At 35.0% G+C, this 18,364-nt stretch carries 8 protein-coding genes, 1 tRNA gene and 2 pseudogenes; 4 read left to right on the forward strand and 7 right to left on the reverse strand.

Annotation, left to right across the window (positions count from 1 at the left end):
- Positions 1–3 precede the first annotated feature (3 nt).
- Positions 4–4,674: an NAD-glutamate dehydrogenase gene (locus tag M3L71_RS04810; protein WP_280143250.1), complete on the reverse strand. Its 4,671-nt coding sequence runs from the start codon at positions 4,672–4,674 to the stop codon at positions 4–6.
- A 27-nt stretch (positions 4,675–4,701) separates the two neighbouring features.
- Entirely contained in the window at positions 4,702–7,263 is a 2,562-nt protein-coding gene (clpB, locus tag M3L71_RS04815) for an ATP-dependent chaperone ClpB (protein WP_280143251.1), read from the reverse strand.
- A gap of 824 nt (positions 7,264–8,087) precedes the next feature.
- Between clpB and M3L71_RS04825 the strand changes: the two are divergent.
- Together M3L71_RS04825 and M3L71_RS04830 are read left to right on the forward strand one after the other, a co-directional pair.
- Positions 8,088–9,091: pseudogene (locus M3L71_RS04825) on the forward strand (IS630 family transposase).
- A gap of 11 nt (positions 9,092–9,102) precedes the next feature.
- Positions 9,103–9,471, forward strand: a pseudogene (locus M3L71_RS04830) (zinc ribbon domain-containing protein); the annotation flags it as partial.
- A gap of 262 nt (positions 9,472–9,733) precedes the next feature.
- Here the strand turns inward: M3L71_RS04830 and M3L71_RS04835 are convergent.
- The 4 genes from M3L71_RS04835 to M3L71_RS04850 form a co-directional block, all read right to left on the reverse strand.
- Complete coding sequence (locus M3L71_RS04835; protein WP_349292741.1) at positions 9,734–10,252, reverse strand: IS630 family transposase; 519 nt, start codon at positions 10,250–10,252, stop codon at positions 9,734–9,736.
- The gene (locus M3L71_RS04840) at positions 10,231–10,608 is read right to left on the reverse strand and encodes an IS630 transposase-related protein (RefSeq protein ID WP_280143223.1); all 378 of its coding nucleotides are present in this window, start codon (positions 10,606–10,608) and stop codon (positions 10,231–10,233) included. The genes M3L71_RS04835 and M3L71_RS04840 overlap by 22 nt, the downstream gene beginning before the upstream one ends.
- Positions 10,598–11,041 (reverse strand): ankyrin repeat domain-containing protein, encoded by a 444-nt coding sequence (locus M3L71_RS04845; protein ID WP_280143253.1) that lies wholly within the window; start codon positions 11,039–11,041, stop codon positions 10,598–10,600. Before M3L71_RS04845 ends, M3L71_RS04840 begins: the two co-directional genes overlap by 11 nt.
- Positions 11,042–11,254: 213 nt before the next feature.
- On the reverse strand, positions 11,255–14,173 hold the full coding sequence (locus tag M3L71_RS04850; protein ID WP_280143254.1) for a PD-(D/E)XK nuclease family protein: 2,919 nt from the start codon (positions 14,171–14,173) through the stop codon (positions 11,255–11,257).
- Between the two features lie 108 nt (positions 14,174–14,281).
- Here M3L71_RS04850 and M3L71_RS04855 point away from each other — a divergent pair, with 108 nt between their 5' ends.
- On the forward strand, positions 14,282–17,368 hold the full coding sequence (locus M3L71_RS04855) for a phosphoribosylformylglycinamidine synthase subunit PurL (RefSeq protein ID WP_280143255.1): 3,087 nt from the start codon (positions 14,282–14,284) through the stop codon (positions 17,366–17,368).
- A 502-nt stretch (positions 17,369–17,870) separates the two neighbouring features.
- Here M3L71_RS04855 and M3L71_RS04860 read toward each other — a convergent pair.
- Positions 17,871–18,008 carry a hypothetical protein gene (locus M3L71_RS04860; RefSeq protein WP_280143256.1) on the reverse strand — a complete coding sequence of 46 codons (138 nt, stop codon included), beginning with the start codon at positions 18,006–18,008 and terminating at the stop codon, positions 17,871–17,873.
- A 212-nt stretch (positions 18,009–18,220) separates the two neighbouring features.
- Between M3L71_RS04860 and M3L71_RS04865 the strand changes: the two genes are divergently transcribed.
- A tRNA-Arg gene (locus M3L71_RS04865) sits at positions 18,221–18,298 on the forward strand.
- The last annotated feature ends 66 nt before the right edge of the window (positions 18,299–18,364 follow it).

Raw genomic sequence — 18,364 nt, forward strand, 5'->3', positions numbered from 1 at the left:
TTCCTATGAAGCAAGTACTTTAACTCTCCTGATTATGAGTATTAATTTACTTAAATCAAGTTTATAAGCGACCATCTCATCTAAAAAGCTATTGTAGCGCTCTATATAATCCTTATCATTAATAGCCCAAGTTTGAACCTTGTCTACATGATTATCAGTAGCTTTTATAACTTTAACAGCTAGCTTATGTTGATAATTGCTTAAATCATCTAATAAATCATTAATTAAGCTGCGATCCCAATAGGAAGAATGGCTTTTCATCTTGCCAGCAACTGTTCTAATCATATCAAATCTTAGCAGCGACTTTAATTCAAAGTATATTCTACCAGCCTCAAGGATGGACAAAGATGTCTGCTCAGCAACAGATATAACGTCCAGCGCATAAATAAGAATACGTAGATCAGCAACCCTTTTTGCTAGATCTTTATTTATGTTAAGCTCTAACAAAGAAGCTAATCCATGATTATAGACCTCTAATAGGTGCTCATCTAAAATATCATGGCCTAAAGTTTCAATTGCACCCCTAAATTTTGTAACACCATCTAGTTCTACAAGATTAAGCTTACCAAGATTTTTTACTAACCAAAATGATACCCTACCAATAAATTTTTGCACACTTCTCACTACTTGCAAATATGAATCAACATCAATTTTTCCATCCAATTCATCAATTTTCTGCCAAAGGCTACTTAAATTATATAGGTGATTAACAACGATATATATGTTAACTGCTTCATGTACTTTAATTCCAGTACTCTCAACCAAATTATTAATAAATATACAGCCCATCCTATTTACTACATCGTTTGTAATGCAAGTAGAAATAATTTCCCTACAAAGTTGGTGTTTCAATATGGAATCCTTGAACTCTGTTACCATCCTTTGTGGAAAGTAATTTAGTAAGTAATCACGGCACAAAAAATCTTTTTCAGGTAGCTCAGAGTGTATAACTTCATTTTTTATTGCTGTTCTTGCATAAGACATCAGAACAGAAAGCTGAGGAGAACAGAAACCTTCTCCATCAGTTAACATTCTTGCTACCTCTTCTTCAGCTGGAAGAAATTCTACATCTCGGTTTAGCAGCCCAAATTTCTCTAAACTGAGTAACAATTTATGGTGCTGCTCCAACTTTTCTTTAGCTTGCAAGCACTCAAGAAGCAATGCTTTTGTTTCAATCCTGTTATGGTTTTCAAGTACCTTAGATGCAACTTCATCTATCATGCTAGCCAGTATTTCATTCCTTTTTTCCAAGGAAATTCCCCCTTCTTTCATAATTGCAACAAAAGCAATCTTGATGTTAACTTCAAGATCGGAACATATTACTCCTGCTGAATTATCAACAAAATCTGCATTGATGTACCCACCTCTCTTAGCATACTCTACCCTTCCAAGATGCGTGCAACCAAGATTGCCACCCTCTATAAACATAGAAGCTCTAATATCCTCACCATTCACTCTTAACTCATCGTTTGCTTTATCACCAACCATGCCATGGCTTTCACTCTTTGCCTTAACAAATGTGCCAATTCCTCCATTCCATATGAAGTCCACTTTTGCCTTGAGCAGATACCGAATCAAATCATTTGGAGATAAGATATCTTCCACTATATCAAAGCACTTTTTCATTTCTTGAGAAATGTCTACTTGCTTGCTGCTACGCTCAAATACCCCACCACCATAAGAAATCAAATCTTTATTGTAATCCATCCAAGTGGAAAACGGTAATTCAAAGAGGCGTTTACGCTCTGCGAAACTTTTTTCTGCGTCAGGGTTTGGATCAACAAAAATATGCATATGGTTAAATGCACCAATCAAGCGCATATTTTTTGAAAGCAGCATACCGTTTCCAAACAGATCGCCAGCCATATCTCCAATTCCAATAACAGTTGCATCTTGGTAAATATCCTTATTCATTCTCCAAAAATGCCGCTCTGCTGCAATCCATGCACCTCTTGCTGTAATACCCATTTTTTTGTGGTCGTAACCTGCTGATCCACCAGATGCAAATGCATCTCCAAGCCAAAAATTACATTCATAAGCTATTTGGTTAGCATAATCAGAAAATGAAGCAGTGCCTTTATCTGCCGCAACTACCAAATATGGATCATCTTCGTCATACCTAATTACATTCTCTGGTGGAATTATTTTGCCATCAACTACATTATCAGTAATATCAAGCATTCCTCTAATGAAATTCTTGTAGCATTCAACACCTTTCTCTCTTAAAGTGTTTTTGTCTTTATAAACTTGCTTTATTACAAACCCACCTTTTGCACCAACAGGTACAATGACCGCATTTTTTGTCATCTGGGCTTTCATGAGGCCCAAAACTTCAGTGCGAAAATCTTCCGTCCTATCTGACCATCTCAAGCCGCCACGGGCCAATTTCCCTCCTCTTAGATGTATTCCTTCAAAAAGGTTTGAATAAACATACAATTCACGATATGGACGCGGATCAGGTAAATCATTTATCTTACTTGAATCAAATTTTATAGATAAGTAAGGTTTATCATCCTGATAATAACTGGTCCTCAAAATGGCCATCATCAAATTAAATATCGAACGTAAAACATAATCATGTGAAGCATTGCTGATTTCCTTTAGAAGATCCTCGATTTTTTCTGTCAAAATGCTAGTAGTTTCTGCCCTATCAATATCTATTTTAGTATCAAATCTTGAATGAAATAATTCTACTAAATACCTTACTACTTTTGGATACTCTGATACTACTTTCTGGATATATTCTGGGTTATAGCTAAATGATGTCTGCTTTAGGTAGGCGCTTAGCGCTCTAATCAGAAGCACTTCCTTCCACTCGAGCCCAGCAACAATGATCAAGCTGTTAAAATAGTCATTTTTTATTTCCTTGCTGAACACTTTTACAAGTGTTACCTCAAACTGCTCTTTTAAAGTAATGTTGTCTATTAATTCATCAACTCTTGACAACACAAAATGATGTGTCCATATTCCACCGTTGATTTCTATATAATAACCATTATGAGATAGAATCTTAGCCCCTAAATTCTTAGTAACCTTTAATATCTTTGACAATTCAAGGCCTCCGTTGCTTGGAGTGTAAACCTTCAATTGATAGTTGAGATTGTCACGAGTAAGCCTCAAATCAACTTCGCTGACTTTTTTCTTTCTCACTATCTCCAATTTTTTCATATCATAATACGCATCATGAGGTTCAAAATTCTCTTGATAACTTATCGGAAATGCCTTGCAATAGCGGATAAATATATCCTCAACAGTGCTAAAAGTATTATATAAATTGTCTATAAAACGATCTTCCCACTTTTCTGTAATGTTTCTTAACTTGTTTTCGATACGCAAAACTTCATCATCAAAAACGCTAGCGCTTTTGGTTCTTAGCACCACGTGTAATTTCATCAAATCATATTCATTGATAATGTGATTGTTATAAATATCTGAACTTTCTGCATTCGTTTCATCTTTCAATATATCGCGTATCTTAAACATTAGTCTTGCACTAGCATAACGCATCGGTATCAATACTATGCAACTAATAAAGTTCCCTACCTTTCTCAAAAATAATTTGACTCTTGGTCTAATCGCAAGAAACATGATCGAGGTGCAAGTTTCAAATAACTCATCTTCATTTGATTGGAATAATTCGTCACAAGAAAATGCCTGTAAAATGGAAATTAAAGCTTTATTGTTATGGCCACCAGGAAAAAATCCCGCCTTTTTTTCTATTGTTGTAACCTTATCCTTTATTACCGGAATAGTTCGAATATCTTGCACTTCTGCTATAGAAGTAAATAGCCCAAAAAAATGCTGTTCCCTTATTACATCACCCTGATCATTAAATTCTTTCACTCCTATACAATTCATATAGGTACGCCGATGAACTATTGAGATTAGGTCTGATCTTAGTATGTATAAAGAATTCAAGCTTTCAGAAGAAATTGATGAATTTTGGTACTCTTCACTTGCTCTCATTAACCCGATGCTCTCCTTACCACTTAGAGCAAGCTTCCCTTCTTTATTAGTAATGTATTCTTGATAACCTAAAAATACAAAATTGTTATTTTTCAACCAAGCTAGAAAATCTCTGCCTCCAGCATCCAATGCCGGATGCTCAAGAAGCTTCTTGAGCATCAATTGCCAGTCCTTTACAACGCAGTTAACTGCTTTTAGCGTCTTTCGTAGAGATTCTTCTAGTGTATCAACAAAGCTACCACTTATGCCTTTAATAATTACATATATTACTGACTCTTTGATTCCATTACTTTCTTCCAAAAGATGAATTTTATCTATTAGGCTATTTTTTCTTTGAACATTAATTATGCTGTTACTATAATAGCATATAGTTAAACCGTGTGACTTAATAGTGGAAATGACAGAATCCACTAAAAAGGGCATGTCATAATTTGTGATTTTAATTATAGTGAAATTGCCTTCTATTCCTGAAATATCATTTACATTACTTACTGCCAATTTACTTTCTTCTTTTTCTTTTTTAAGAATGAAGTTGTATGCATCTTCTGCAATGTATAAAAGAAATTTATCGTTGACTTTTAGGTCACTATTATAAACAAAATTATAAAAGTACTGTATAAACTCTTTAATTTTTTCTTTCTCTTTTTTATTCCCTTGATCAACTAGCTTAAATAAAGACTCAACATTAACATTATGATTTATACACATTTTTCAAAACAAAAATACACAGCGAATCTAGATCTTTTTAACTAAGATTTCGTTACCAGAAGTATACACTATTAGCTCATCTCCTTCTACTATTTCCCCCGATAAAACTAACTTAGCTAGATTATTTTGAATGCATTCTTGTATTACCCTTTTCAGAGGCCGCGCTCCATATTCAGGGTCATATCCAGTTTGTGCTATTAGTTCTTTAGCTTCTTGCGATAAACTAATACTCATTTTACGCTTAGCAAGCATCTTTTGTAAATAAGAGAATTGAACATCTATAATTTTATCAATGTCATCTTTGGTTAAGCTGTGGAATATAATAATTTCATCCAGTCTATTTAAAAATTCTGGACGAAACGCTGACTTAACTATTTTCATCACCTCATCTTTCACAGATTCGGTAGCTCCTCTTAGCATCACCTCAGCACCAAGGTTAGAAGTTAGAATCAGTATGGTATTGCGAAAATCAATCAATTTACCGCGGCTATCGGTGAGCCTGCCTTCATCCAAGATCTGCAGCAATATATTAAATATATCTGGATTTGCCTTTTCTATCTCATCAAACAAAATTACCTGATATGGTCTTCTCCTTACTGCCTCAGTTAACCTGCCACCTTGTTCATAGCCAACATATCCTGGAGGCGCACCAATTAACTTTGAAACGGAGTGTTTTTCCATATATTCTGACATATCAAAGCGTAGAAGTGCTGATTGATCATCAAACAAAAATTCGGCAAGGGATTTTGCCAACTCTGTTTTTCCAACTCCGGTTGGACCTAAGAATAAAAATGAACCAAAAGGTCGATTAGTATCCTGAACACCAGAGCGGGAGCGCCTTACTGCATTACTTATCGCTTCAATTGCATCTCTCTGCCCTATTACTCTTTTTCCTATTTCATTTTCCATGTTAAGGAGCTTTTCCTTTTCACTATGCATCATGTTATCAACTGGAATGCCTGTCCATTTTGAAACAATATTTGCAATATCACTCTCAGTCACTTCTTTCTTTAGGAAACTATCAGTAACTTTTTCCTGATTTTTTAACTCATTTTCAAGTTGAGGAATCACACCATACATCAACTCCCCTGCCCTTCCTAAATTTCCATTGCGCTGAGCCAGTTCCAACTCTTTTCTCGAGTTATCCAATTTTTCAGCTGTTTCTTGTATTTTAGCTATCTTATTCTTTTCCATCTGCCATTTACTGCTTAAGTCAGCAAATTTACTGTTTAGACTCTCAATTTCCTCATTTATCTTTTTTAAACGTTGCTTAGAGTTTTCATCACTTTCTTTTTTCAAAGCCTCTGACTCAATTTTCAGCTGTATAATCTTTCTTTCAAGCTCATCAACAACCTCAGGCTTGCTGTCCATTTCAATTCTAACCCTACTTGCTGCTTCATCAATTAAATCGATCGCTTTATCAGGTAAAAACCTATCTGTTATATATCTATTAGAAAGCGTTGCAGCAGCGATTATTGCACCATCTGTGATTCTAATACCATGGTGCAGCTCATACCTCTCCTTCAAACCCCTCAGTATTGAAATAGTATCAGTCTCAGTCGGTTGAGAAATAAACACAGGCTGAAAACGCCTTGCAAGCGCAGGGTCTTTCTCTATATGTTGACGATACTCATCCAAAGTTGTAGCCCCTATACAGCGAATTTCTCCACGCGCAAGAGCAGGCTTGAGCAAATTTGAAGCATCCATCGCACCACTTGTCGCTCCTGCTCCCACTAAAGTATGAAGCTCATCTATAAACAAAATAACTTTTCCCTCTGCTTTTGAAATCTCATTAATCACTGCTTTTAGTCTCTCTTCAAACTCCCCTCTAAATTTTGTTCCAGCAATTAATGCACCAAGATCCAAAGCTAAAACTTTTGCATCACGCAAACCAAGTGGTACATCATTTGCAACAATTCTGTTTGCTAAACCTTCAACTATTGCAGTTTTTCCAACACCAGGTTCACCTATCAGTACTGGATTATTTTTTGTTCGCCTCAACGATACCTGCATAGTTCTTCTGATTTCCTCATCACGACCAATTACAGGATCAAGCTTACCTTGCATAGCAAGCTCTGTAATATCTTTTGTATACCTCTTTGCCGCATTTAATTTTTCCTCGCTATTTGGAGAGTCTGCACTGCCACCTTTTCTCATTTCTGCAATAACTGAATTTAATTTTTGCGGTGTTACACCACCTTCTGCTAAAATTTTACCTACAATTTCATCTTTTTGTGCAGCAAGGCCCTGCAGTAACCGCTCAACAGTAACAAATGTGTCTTTATTTCTCCTCGCAATACCAATTGAATCATCAAAAACTTTTGCTACCTCTCTTGAAAGCTGAAGCCCACCACTACCTGGTCCTCCAACCACTGGAAACTTTTTAATTGCACTACTCACAGCATCAGAAATATTCTGAACATTTCCACCACAAGCGCCTATCAAATCCTGAACTAAACCTGACTCATCTTCAAGCATTACTTTAAGTAAATGTTCAGGCATAAAAATCTGATGCCCAGCTCCCAATGCTTTCATTTGAGCGCTCTGGATTAGGCTTTTTGCTTTTTCGGTAAATTTATTCAAGTCCATAATACAAATTTAACTCATACTTGCTGTTATATATAACAAATACTTTCTCAATTTTAAACTTAAAGTCATTTATAAATAAAAATTTTCTAAGTTCATACAAAACAAGAAAAAGCAGATTCTCTACAAAAGAGAAAACTTATATTAAAATATTAATTTGTTTTAAAACTAAATTAATGTTAAGATATAAAGCATATAGCTTAATTTTTTTTATAAAAGAGCAATGGATATCAATGATTTTAACATAAAGAACTTAACAACAATTTCTATAGTACAAGAAATAAAGAATGGCGTTAGGCTTGTTCCAGACATAATCAAACCTGGAATACAGGGTATATTTTAGGTTCTGTTGCATCTATAAACCATAGGAAAGAAGATCATTAAAGGTGGGATTATAGGAGTTATGAAGCCATTAACATAGCAAAATTCTCAAAAGTAGAAACATTATTTTAATAATTTGTCTTTTTTGAATCATACGAATATTTTCTATGCCTGTGATGGTAATCTTTGCGGAATGGAAGCTTTTAAACCCAAGCATTGGCTTTATTAGTTTTTTGATAAATCTATCAACAATATTATTTAGATATTTTATTTGAAGAACTGTAATCTTCAGAAATTTCTTCATTCAAATCATCAAGAGCAGCAGTATTACTGCCGCTTTTATCAATTACAATTTTCTCAGGAAGACAGTTACTCCTGAAGGCTTTACGAAAGAATGCAAGTGCTGAAGACTTGTCTCTACTTATACCAATTCCCGCTATAGAAAGAACAGATAGAGAATAATGGGGAAAAAGTCATACTAGAGTAAGTGAAATAGCGAGGTATAAATGGCATTAAGGTCAAAACTATTAGACGAAAGAGTTGTAAATTTAGCGAAAGAAATGTTAAAAAGGTAAGAAATAACGCATATGTTTCAAAAAGTTACAAGCGGTGATAGCAGGAAAAGAAAGTAGTATAAGCGCTGTGGCAAGAATATGTAAAATTTCAAGGACTGCTTTGACTGAATGGATAAAGCATCTAAAATTTGGTAGAGTAGAAAAATTATTTGCCCCGTTTCAGCGGAGAAGAAAAAGCAAATTAAACAAAAATCAACGTGAGCAAATTGAAATATGGGTAGAAAGAAATCCAAATATTACTATTAAGGAAGTACAAATAAAAATCTCAGAGGAATTTGCCCTAAACATCAGCAAATCAACAGTGCACCGTGAGATACAAAGGATGAAATTTTCTTACATAACACCGAGGCCAATGCACCATAAACAAGATAAAAACAAGCAAGAAGAGTTTAAAAGATACTTCAATAAAATAGTCAATTTCCACCCTAAAAGGGAGGTGTTTTTTTTGATGAATCACGATTTGGGACTCATTCAAAAATCGGACACGGATGGTTTAAAAAGGGGTCAGAACGCAGGTTAAAATGAAAATTGGTAGACAAAATTTCTATATCTAAAGTGCGGTAAATCCAAGAAGTGGTAAGAAAATTAGCCTACTTGCTCCATATGTAAACACTGATTGTATGAATATATTTCTGGAGCAGATGTCGAAAGATTTAGGCACGAAAGAAGCCTTTCTTGTAATGGATTGTGCAAGTTGGCATAGATCAAAAAGTTTGAAAATTCAGGAAAACATTACCATCATATACTTGCCTCCTTATTCACCGGAACTGAATCCTGTTGAAAGGTTGTGGCAATATATCAAATACAATACTTTACGCAATAGTATCTACGATACCATAGGTTTACTTGAAGATGTTTTGTGTAATTTTATTGTCAATATTTCCAGTACTACTATTAAACGAGTTTGTAATGTTTCTTATTTGTTCCGTCAGTAATGGATTTTGGTATGAGTTCAGAGAATAAGGTAGAATTTATACCAATAAAAAAGAAAGGAAACAAATGCACATTAATCGAACCAGAAGGAAAAACAAATAATGCGTTACTGAAAGCATTGGTAAGAGCCCATTCGTGGAAACGGCAACTAGAAGAAGGTAAATACGCAAATATAGAAGAGCTGAGTACCAAAATTAATATAGGTACAAGACGTATACAGCAAATTTTGAGGTTGAACTATTTAGCACCAGAAATTAAAGAAGATATAGTAAGTGGAAGACAGCCAAGAGGTTTGAAGTTAGTGGAATTGAGAGAAATACCGATGCTGTGGAGTGAGCAGATGGAGAAGTTTTACGGGTTTAAGCAAGCTGTCTGCCAGTAAAAATAAGATAATTTCTTCGGAAGAATCTATAAATTATTTACAATTCTTTAATCTCGTTTTTGGAGAAATTAGTAAACTCAACACTCCCATTAAATTTGATAAATTGATTGCAAAAAGATAGGATTTTCAGTAAGTTGGCCTTTCATAGGTAACAAAGCCAACCTTCCTGATATTTCTCTTTACCTTGAGTTATAATCCTGCCACTGTTGTTTTATTCACTACAGCTTCAGCATTGCTATTCTCAAGTGAGTTTAAAGGGTTATTACAATATAGTATTTTCTAAAATGAATGGATAAATTTCCATTATGGTATTACCAACCAAAAGTTGTAAGTCTGTACATTTATACATTAGAGGTCTGAGGCGGCTTTTGATGGTATGCCAACAGTGTTCTATGGGATTCAAATCTGGTGAATATGTTGGAAGATACAGCACATGAAAGCCAAAAGACTCTATTAATGATTTTGTTTTAGTGGTCTTATGAAATGTAGCATTATCCATAACTATGGTTGTGCCAAGTGGCAATTTAGGTAATAACATCTTCTCCAACAATATATTGAATACCTCTTTTTCACACCCACCTTTGAAAGTCATTGGTGCAATAAATCTCATTCCAATCCACCCGGCTACTATACTGATTCTCTCTCGAGTTCTCCCTGGAACATCTGCATAAATTTTCTTTCCTCTTGGAGCACGTCCATATTCTCGGTATAACTTATTATCAACTCCTGCTTCATCTATATATAAGATGCTGGAATGTTCTATTTTTGAGATTTTATCAATAAATTGCTGCCTATCTTCTTGATTGCGCTCTTGATATAGTGTGACTTTTTTAAAGTAATTTTTAGCTGTTTTAGTCTATACCAAATTGAATTTATTCCAAATCCAAGATTTTGTTTCATCTCTGCCAGAGTATGATCTGGATTCTTTGTAACATATTCTTCGAGTATTTTTGGGTCTATTTTTCGAATAAAGCTACCGTTTTTAGATGGCTTTAAGCTTTCACCATCAGCTTTCTTTTTTAACCAGCGGTACAGAGTTGCTATTCCTATCTCCATGAGCTCTGCTATCTCAACCTTTGTCTTCCCTTTTTCTATCATCAATACTGCCTTTTCCCTTAAATCCACACTATATGCCATTATAACTCAAATACTTTGTTATACCTTTATCATTTGCTTTGGGAAATACTATAGTTAGAAGTTTTGCTACCTCCGTATGGCCATTTACAATAGCATATGTTAGGGCAGAGAATTGACCTTTACGTTTCACATTTAAATCAGCTCCATTTGCTATTAGAAGTTGTACTACCTCAAGATGACCATGGGCAGCAGCATGAATTAGAGCAGTTATGTTTCCCCGAGATTCTGCATTAACATTTGCTCCCTCTTCTATCAAGTATTGTAATATCTCTAGTTGACCATTGTCAGCAGCCCATATTAAAGCAGTTCTCCCATAATCATCATCTATTGTATTAATAATTGCTCCACTCTGTATAGCTTGCTGAACAAAATCTAGCTGTCCTTTTTTAGCAGCATCAATTAGCTGCGTATTTAGCTGTTTTTGTGATGGCATATACTCCTCCTAAAAAATATACAATTTAAAGCTATTTTAGCCGCTATTTAAGTTTTAATGGCTAAAATTGATTGAATCACTTTTTAGTGTTTTTTTATGATTATTTGAGTCTAGCAAAGATGAGTCTATATCACAATCTAGTAATTCTCCTACTGCACTTAGTAAACCAGCTGTACAACCAGCTATTTTGATCTGGATGAGAGGAGATATAATTTATAACCACTCCCCTATCCTTTCTAGTTGTTTGTAGATGTTAAATCTCAGGAATTTATCAAAATAAGGAGAGGCAATGAAGGGAGTAGTATCTCTTAAGTAATTAGATAAGAAATCTGGTAGAATATTCTGAAATTCATGCATTTTTTGTCTATAATCTTTCAAAGCAATAACCTTTATTTTATCATAATCAAGTTTCCAATAAGCAAGCTCCGAGACTTCTTTTTTTGTTGTGTATTCCACTGCTAAAGCTTGTAAAATTAATTGCGGGAAAAATCCTGACATAACTTCCTCATTTGAAGGTGGTGAACCAAGTTTATAGTCTATAATTGCTACTTGCCCACCTGGTAGATACTCAACTCTATCACATCTTGCTGTCAATAAAATTTCCTCTGTCATTCGAGTATCTGACCAGCTCTTATTACACAATTGTCTGGTGTGTTCATTTGCAATCAAATTTTCTGGATCCAAGTAGTCAAGCACTGGGATGACACCCTTATTCTTAGTGGAAGTTGTACAGCATCCGCGCAGTTGTGTGTCACGCGCTGGAATATGAAATATCGGATAGGAAAAGCTCTTCTCCAACTCAACTTGATTGTTTCCAGTACTATCAAACTCAACAAAAGATTGAATTATCCTCTGCAACCTTACCCACCACATATTTGAAAAGTGGAATCGATTAGACGAGAATATTTCTCGTGCAATACTCATCAGCGACTTTTCGTTGCGTAAATATCTTGCAAGAATATTGTGTACCATAGTGCCAAACTCCAATATCGATGGCTTAAAATTTAAGTCTTTCAACTGTCTAAGGTTCAGTATGTATTCAACATAAAATGAATAAGGGTTACGAATCAGTTTTTCTACCGCACTGCAAGACATCACTTGCATTTTTTCTTCTCTGACTTTGGCTTGAGGTTTTGGCATAGGCTGAGTACATGGAACAATGCACTCAGGTGTATTTAATATTCTTAGCCAATTGCGATAAGGATATTTTGGTTCTTGTAACAGAACTTCCAAACGGCGCAATAGAATTGATTTTCTATCACTCACTAGCCTCGTAATATAAACCTTGCCGGCACCAAATAAATTGCGCAAAGTATACAAAAAGTACCCTTGCTCTTCTTGCACAGAAGGAAGGTTAAATTTTTCTCTATTCAGTGCACTCAAAAACGGATTCTGAAAATTTGGTATATCATTAAATCCAGCAAGTATTACAACTTTATTTTGATATAAGCTAAATTTATCAAAGTTATTTTCTGGAGAAAAAAACTTCCTTTTTAAAAATAATATCAGGATTTGACTATATAACTCTAAGGAACACTCAATTGCTATACCGTCACATGCATTTAAGAAATCACGAGTAAAATTACCTATTTCACCATTTAGCTCTAGAAAATTCACATTAGAAAGCACATTAACACACTGTAAATGAGCTGATGCTATATCAGAAATAGGATAATTTATAAGATTAAGTAAAAGATTAAATATAGTTTCTAATCTACTGATAATAATTAATATATCTTCTTTATATCTTAGCTTTTTACAAGTACTAATAGCGTTGATAATATCCTTAAGACCATTTATATCAAAGCTACGCAATACTTCTATCTCAAACTCAGATAAAATACGAGTGTACTCTTCTTGAGCGTAACCAAAAGTCACTAGACTATGTTTAAGAAGAGAAAGCAATGCCACACCGTTCCATTTTGAGTTCAAAATCTCAATACTATAAAGCAGAAGCGTCACATAAGAATAGTTTTTCGATATGGGGCACACCATACGAGCTGCAAGTAATTTATCAAAGACAAACAAAGAAACGTTTTCATAACCTTCATTCTCCATAATTAGTGACGTCACCTGTGCTTCTTCCTCTCTGGAATCACAAGTGATGACTTCAATATTGCCAATATATCCATTACTAACTTTACTTAGATCGGCAGTTGTATCAAAGACATAATCTAGTTCAGGACTGCCTGTCATCCCAGCCCTCTGATTTTTAGTGTACGAACATTGTAATTTGCAGGTAATTTGAGTAGTAGATGATGTCATTCCAGTGCTTGACACTGGAATCCAGTTTCTATTGTACAGCCACCTGGTGCACTCATTTAAAGTTAAGTTTTCTGGATCCGAGTGTCTGGGCACTGGAATGACATCAGAACACTCTTCTGGCAGAAAACTTACATCCTCTCTGCCTATACTTAAATAATCGAGCAGATCTTTCAGGCAACATTGATAATGTTTTTTATCAAGTGATTGCCAATCTTTCTCTTTAATTTTCAAATTCAGATTAGGTAAAATTATCTTTCCAAATGGCAGGTCGTATACAGCTTTAATCAACAACTTATAAATCTCCTCCTTTCCAATTCCAATAAAGATCATATGCTGATCTTTCTTCAGGGAGGATATCATATTGTTTATGTAGTCACTCTTATGCTTTAGTATATCTACTACTCCTAAATTTTTTAAAGTGTTACTCCAAGTTTTGATAAGTAAATTTATGAAATTCTCCATTTTCTTCGAATGCTCATCAAGCTGATAACAATCCGCTATTTGGGTATATTGAAGTAATGACGGCAAACTGTAAACTAGATCGATTGGAAAACTATCATTGTGTTTTTTATTCCACTCCAATATAAATTGAATGAGTAGCAGCGTTCTCTTTGTCGGGTTAATAACTTCAACTCTATCAAGATTTAATATTAAATCTTCTTCATCAATGTTTTCTAGTGAAACTATCTCTGGCAAAATTATAGTTCTGTAATTCTTGAATGCACTCAGCAATGCTATCACATCCCTCTTGCAGGGAAGTATGATCTTTATCTCGGGAATTTTTTCTCTTTCATATTCAGAAAATATGTGCTGAACCAATACATTGAAAAAGGACTCATTCACATTAACGGTAAAAACTCTTCCCACTAACAGTAACAATTAATACAACAGTTTTATTGTATAGAAATTATTTAAAATATAAATGTGCTCGCAGTTTATTATGCTATGATATATTAAAGTCTTTCACAATATTACATGGCAAACATCAGAATAGAAGTTTTTAATAAATGTGAACAAGTTGGCCGCAGAAGGGTAGTTAATGTTTACTTGATTTACATAAGCAAAGAATTACCATCAAAATTACATGAAGAAATTTGTGGGCTATTTTATAATAAAGTCATACAAGACTGCCGTTATTATTCCTACAATGAAAACCTTGAAAAAGTTCAATATAACTTCATAGAATCACAAGCAAAGTGGGGCTTGGAGATAAGCTTTTTACCTGGCATGACCGATAACGTAGGAAACACGGCAAAACAAATTGTTAGAGAATATCTAATGAGCAAAGGCCACATTGATGAAAGTGTTTCTATCAAGGCAAGAAGTTCAAAATTGATTCTAAGTCAAGGAGGTTTTCCAACCGAAGATGACATAAAACAGGAATTCAATCCTATTACTGAATATTGCACACTTGTCTATAAAGAAAACGGCAATTGCCATTGGAAGTATTACAGTAAACCAAATACCCCACCTGGTGTCATTACAGAGCGTGACCAGGAAAAAAAAGAATGGATTCCAGTGTCAAGCACTGGGATGACACCAGGTAATAATGGAGCAAAATCTGTCAAACTCAATGTAAGTGACCAAGAGCTTGAAAAAATCAGCAGAGATGGAATCGATGGTAATGGCACTTTGGGGCTCTCGCTGGCAGCAATGAAAGCTATAAAGGATTACTTTAAAAAACTCGGTAGAAATCCATATGATATTGAACTTGAGTCTCTGGCACAGACTTGGTCTGAACATTGTAAACACAATATTTTTTGCTCCCCTATTGATGAAATAAAAGATGGTCTATATGCTCATTATATTAAGCGTGCAACGCGTGAGATAAATTCTAACATATGCGTGTCAGTTTTCTCCGACAACGCAGGAGGAATAATTTTTGATGACGATTACTTGATTGTAGATAAAGTTGAAACTCACAATAGTCCTTCAGCTCTCGATCCGTTCGGTGGAGCAATGACTGGAGTGCTTGGAGTTAATCGAGATATAGTCGGTTTTGGCAAAGGTGCAGAACCTATCATGAATACTTATTACTTTTGCTTTGCCAAAGAATCAAAAGGCAAATTTTATAGAGATAAAGAGCGTACTGATAAAATCTTACCACCAAAATATATAATGAAAGAAGTGATTCACGGTGTTAATGTTGCTGGTAATTGCTCCGGTATTCCAACGCAACTTGGATCGGTATACTTTGACGATAGATTCTGTGGAAAGCCATTAGTTTTTGTTGGAAGCATCGGAATTATTCCACGGAATATAAATAATGCACCTTCACACATAAAAGAACCCAAAAACGGTGATAAAATCGTAATTATTGGTGGAAGAGTTGGAAGGGACGGAATTCACGGTGCAACTTTTTCTTCAGAGGCATTGTCGGGAAACAGCCCTTCAACAATTGTGCAAATTGGTGATCCTATAACACAAAAAAAATTATCCAACGCCGTCGTAAAAGCAAGAGATCTTGGTCTTTATAATGCAATAACGGATAATGGAGCAGGCGGTCTATCATCGTCCATTGGTGAAATGGGAAAAGACGGATTTGAAGTTGATTTGAGCAAGGTTCTCCTTAAAAACGATGGTATGGCTCCGTGGGAAATATGGATATCAGAATCACAAGAGAGAATGACCTTAGCAGTGCCAGAAGAAAATCTTCCTGCGTTTAAGCAAATCATGAAAACACATGATGTGGAGGTCTGTGTAATTGGAGAATTCAACAAAAGTGGCAAAGCCGTTGTTAAATGTCCCCCAGGGGCAGTAATAATGAACATCGAAACTGAATTTCTGCATGACGGTAATCCCAAAGTGCATTTACAAACAAAGCCATGGTCTGGAAAATCTAACCCATACGCTGTCATTCCAGAATTCTCTCCTGTTATCCCAGTGCTTGACACTGGAACCCAGCAGGCTTTGTCTGCAAATAAATCTAAAACTTTATGTCAAAATACGTGCGATGGCAGAGTTGAGCTTGAGATAGATTCCAGTGTCAATCACTGGAATGACACCTTTGCACTAAAAGAAATGCTAAGCAGACCAAACATACGCAGCAAAGAGTTTATAGTGGTGCAATATGACCATGAGGTTCAAGGATCGTCAATACTGAAACCACTGCAAGGCAAGGGAAGAGTGTGCAGTGAAGCTGTTGTCTCGAGGCCAGTCCTTTCTTCAAACAAAGGTGTTGTAAAATCGCAGGGATTTGGCTCAAGTTATGGAGAAATTGACACTTATCACATGGCAGCATGTGCGATTGACACTGCAATACGCAACTACGTAGCTGCAGGAGGAAATATAAATCATCTAGCGTTGCTCGACAATTTTTGCTGGTGTGATGCTTATAATCCAGAAAGGCTGTGGCAACTAAAGAGAGCTGCAGAGGCTTGTTACGACTTTGCAACTGCATTTAAAACACCATTTATATCCGGAAAAGATAGTATGTTTAACGACTTTAAGGGATATGATGAAAATGGCGAGAAAGTGATGATATCTGCACCACCTTCACTACTCATTTCAGCAATTGGAGTTATAGACAATATTGAAAATGCGGTATCGCTTGATGTGAAAATGCCGGGGGACTTGATATATGTGCTTGGTACAACCCACGATGAGCTTGGTAGATCTGAATATCAGTTATATAGTGGAATAGATAATAACAACGTGCCAAAAGTTAATGCAAAGAGCGCTAGGAAGTTGTATGAACGTTACAACCAGGCAATAAAAGATGGAATAATTGTCTCTGCAATTGCACCAAACTTAGGCGGCTTAATTATTGCTTTGGCAAAATCGCTAATTGCAGGAGATCTTGGTGCTGAAATCGATCTTTCACTAGTACCAATAGGAAAAACACAAAATACAGACATAATAAACAAGATAATAATGTTTTCTGAATCGCAAAGTAGAATATTAGTAACCATTGCCCCGCAAAATCAGCGGAAGTTTGAAGAATTGTTTAAAGGTATAGTTTTTTCATGTATTGGAAAAGTGACAGAGGAGAAAGCTCTCAATATAAAGGATATTATAAGAATATATTTGAAAGACTTAGGTACTAGTTTAAATAACTTTTGATTACGCTAGACAAATTTTTCATTATGTGTAATGTCTGATTAAAATAAATGCATATTATTAAATTTGGGTAGGTGATTATGTCCATTTTATCAATACTCTTGCTTATCAGTCTTTCTTTACTTAACACTTCAAATAAATTAATGATATGTGCTGCCTTATTTGTGGGAGCTACTTTAGTTGTAAACTCAATGGTTGAGTTTTATGGTAGAAGCAAAGCTACTTACAGCTTAATAGTGTGTACAGTGATATGCTGTCTTTTTAAATTGCAAAATTTTAGTTTTATGATACTGGTTCTATATACTGCAATTTTAATCCCTCTTCTCTCAAGCATAGTTGTTTTTGAAGAATTAAAGTCGAAATTGAATTTTCATATGGCAAATTTCATCACTTTAATTATAGCATCGGTCATTGATAGTACGATTATTTGTGTTGGACTACTATACAAAATTTCTGCAGGTAAATGCTTATCAATATATATTAAAGATTTAATTTTCAAGTTTTCCTATGCATCGATATTGAGTATCTGCTTGTTTCTAGGAATGTATTTATTCTCCTTGGCAAGCAAGAAGTATTTTAAGGTTTCTGCATAACCCGTCTTCTGATATAGCCAAAATAGTTTAGATTTAACTATAACCGTCATTCCCCTATTTGTTAGCAGCTTGGCAGTATAATGTGAAAAGCTCTTATTCGGATAGCGGTTCTAAAATCACAGTAATTGGAAACTGTTAACTTAAGTTATCCTTTAAGAGAGCTAGTACAATTTCTTACAGGTTTCATACATGATAAGAGTTTTATTTTTAGCTAAACCAATTGAAATAAGCTATAAAATCTGTTAAAGTCAGCTTTGTGCAAGCACCCTTAGCTCAGTTGGATTAGAGCATTTGACTACGGATCAAAAGGTCGGGCGTTCAAGTCGCTCAGGGTGCACCATATTTTATAGGAAATAGAGGTCATACTTGAAATTCATATATGTAATACCTATCTTTAACGGTAAAA

Source organism: Wolbachia endosymbiont of Frankliniella intonsa (assembly GCF_029856955.1).
Classification (GTDB): Bacteria; Pseudomonadota; Alphaproteobacteria; order Rickettsiales; family Anaplasmataceae; genus Wolbachia.

Coding starts and splice junctions, on each gene's coding strand:
- M3L71_RS04810 (WP_280143250.1), bottom strand. CDS start 4,674: ATGTGTATAAATCATAATGTTAATGTTGAGTCTTTATTTAAGCTAGTT.
- clpB (WP_280143251.1), bottom strand. CDS start 7,263: ATGGACTTGAATAAATTTACCGAAAAAGCAAAAAGCCTAATCCAGAGC.
- M3L71_RS04840 (WP_280143223.1), bottom strand. CDS start 10,608: ATGGCATATAGTGTGGATTTAAGGGAAAAGGCAGTATTGATGATAGAA.
- M3L71_RS04845 (WP_280143253.1), bottom strand. CDS start 11,041: ATGCCATCACAAAAACAGCTAAATACGCAGCTAATTGATGCTGCTAAA.
- M3L71_RS04855 (WP_280143255.1), top strand. CDS start 14,282: ATGGCAAACATCAGAATAGAAGTTTTTAATAAATGTGAACAAGTTGGC.
- M3L71_RS04860 (WP_280143256.1), bottom strand. CDS start 18,008: ATGACGGTTATAGTTAAATCTAAACTATTTTGGCTATATCAGAAGACG.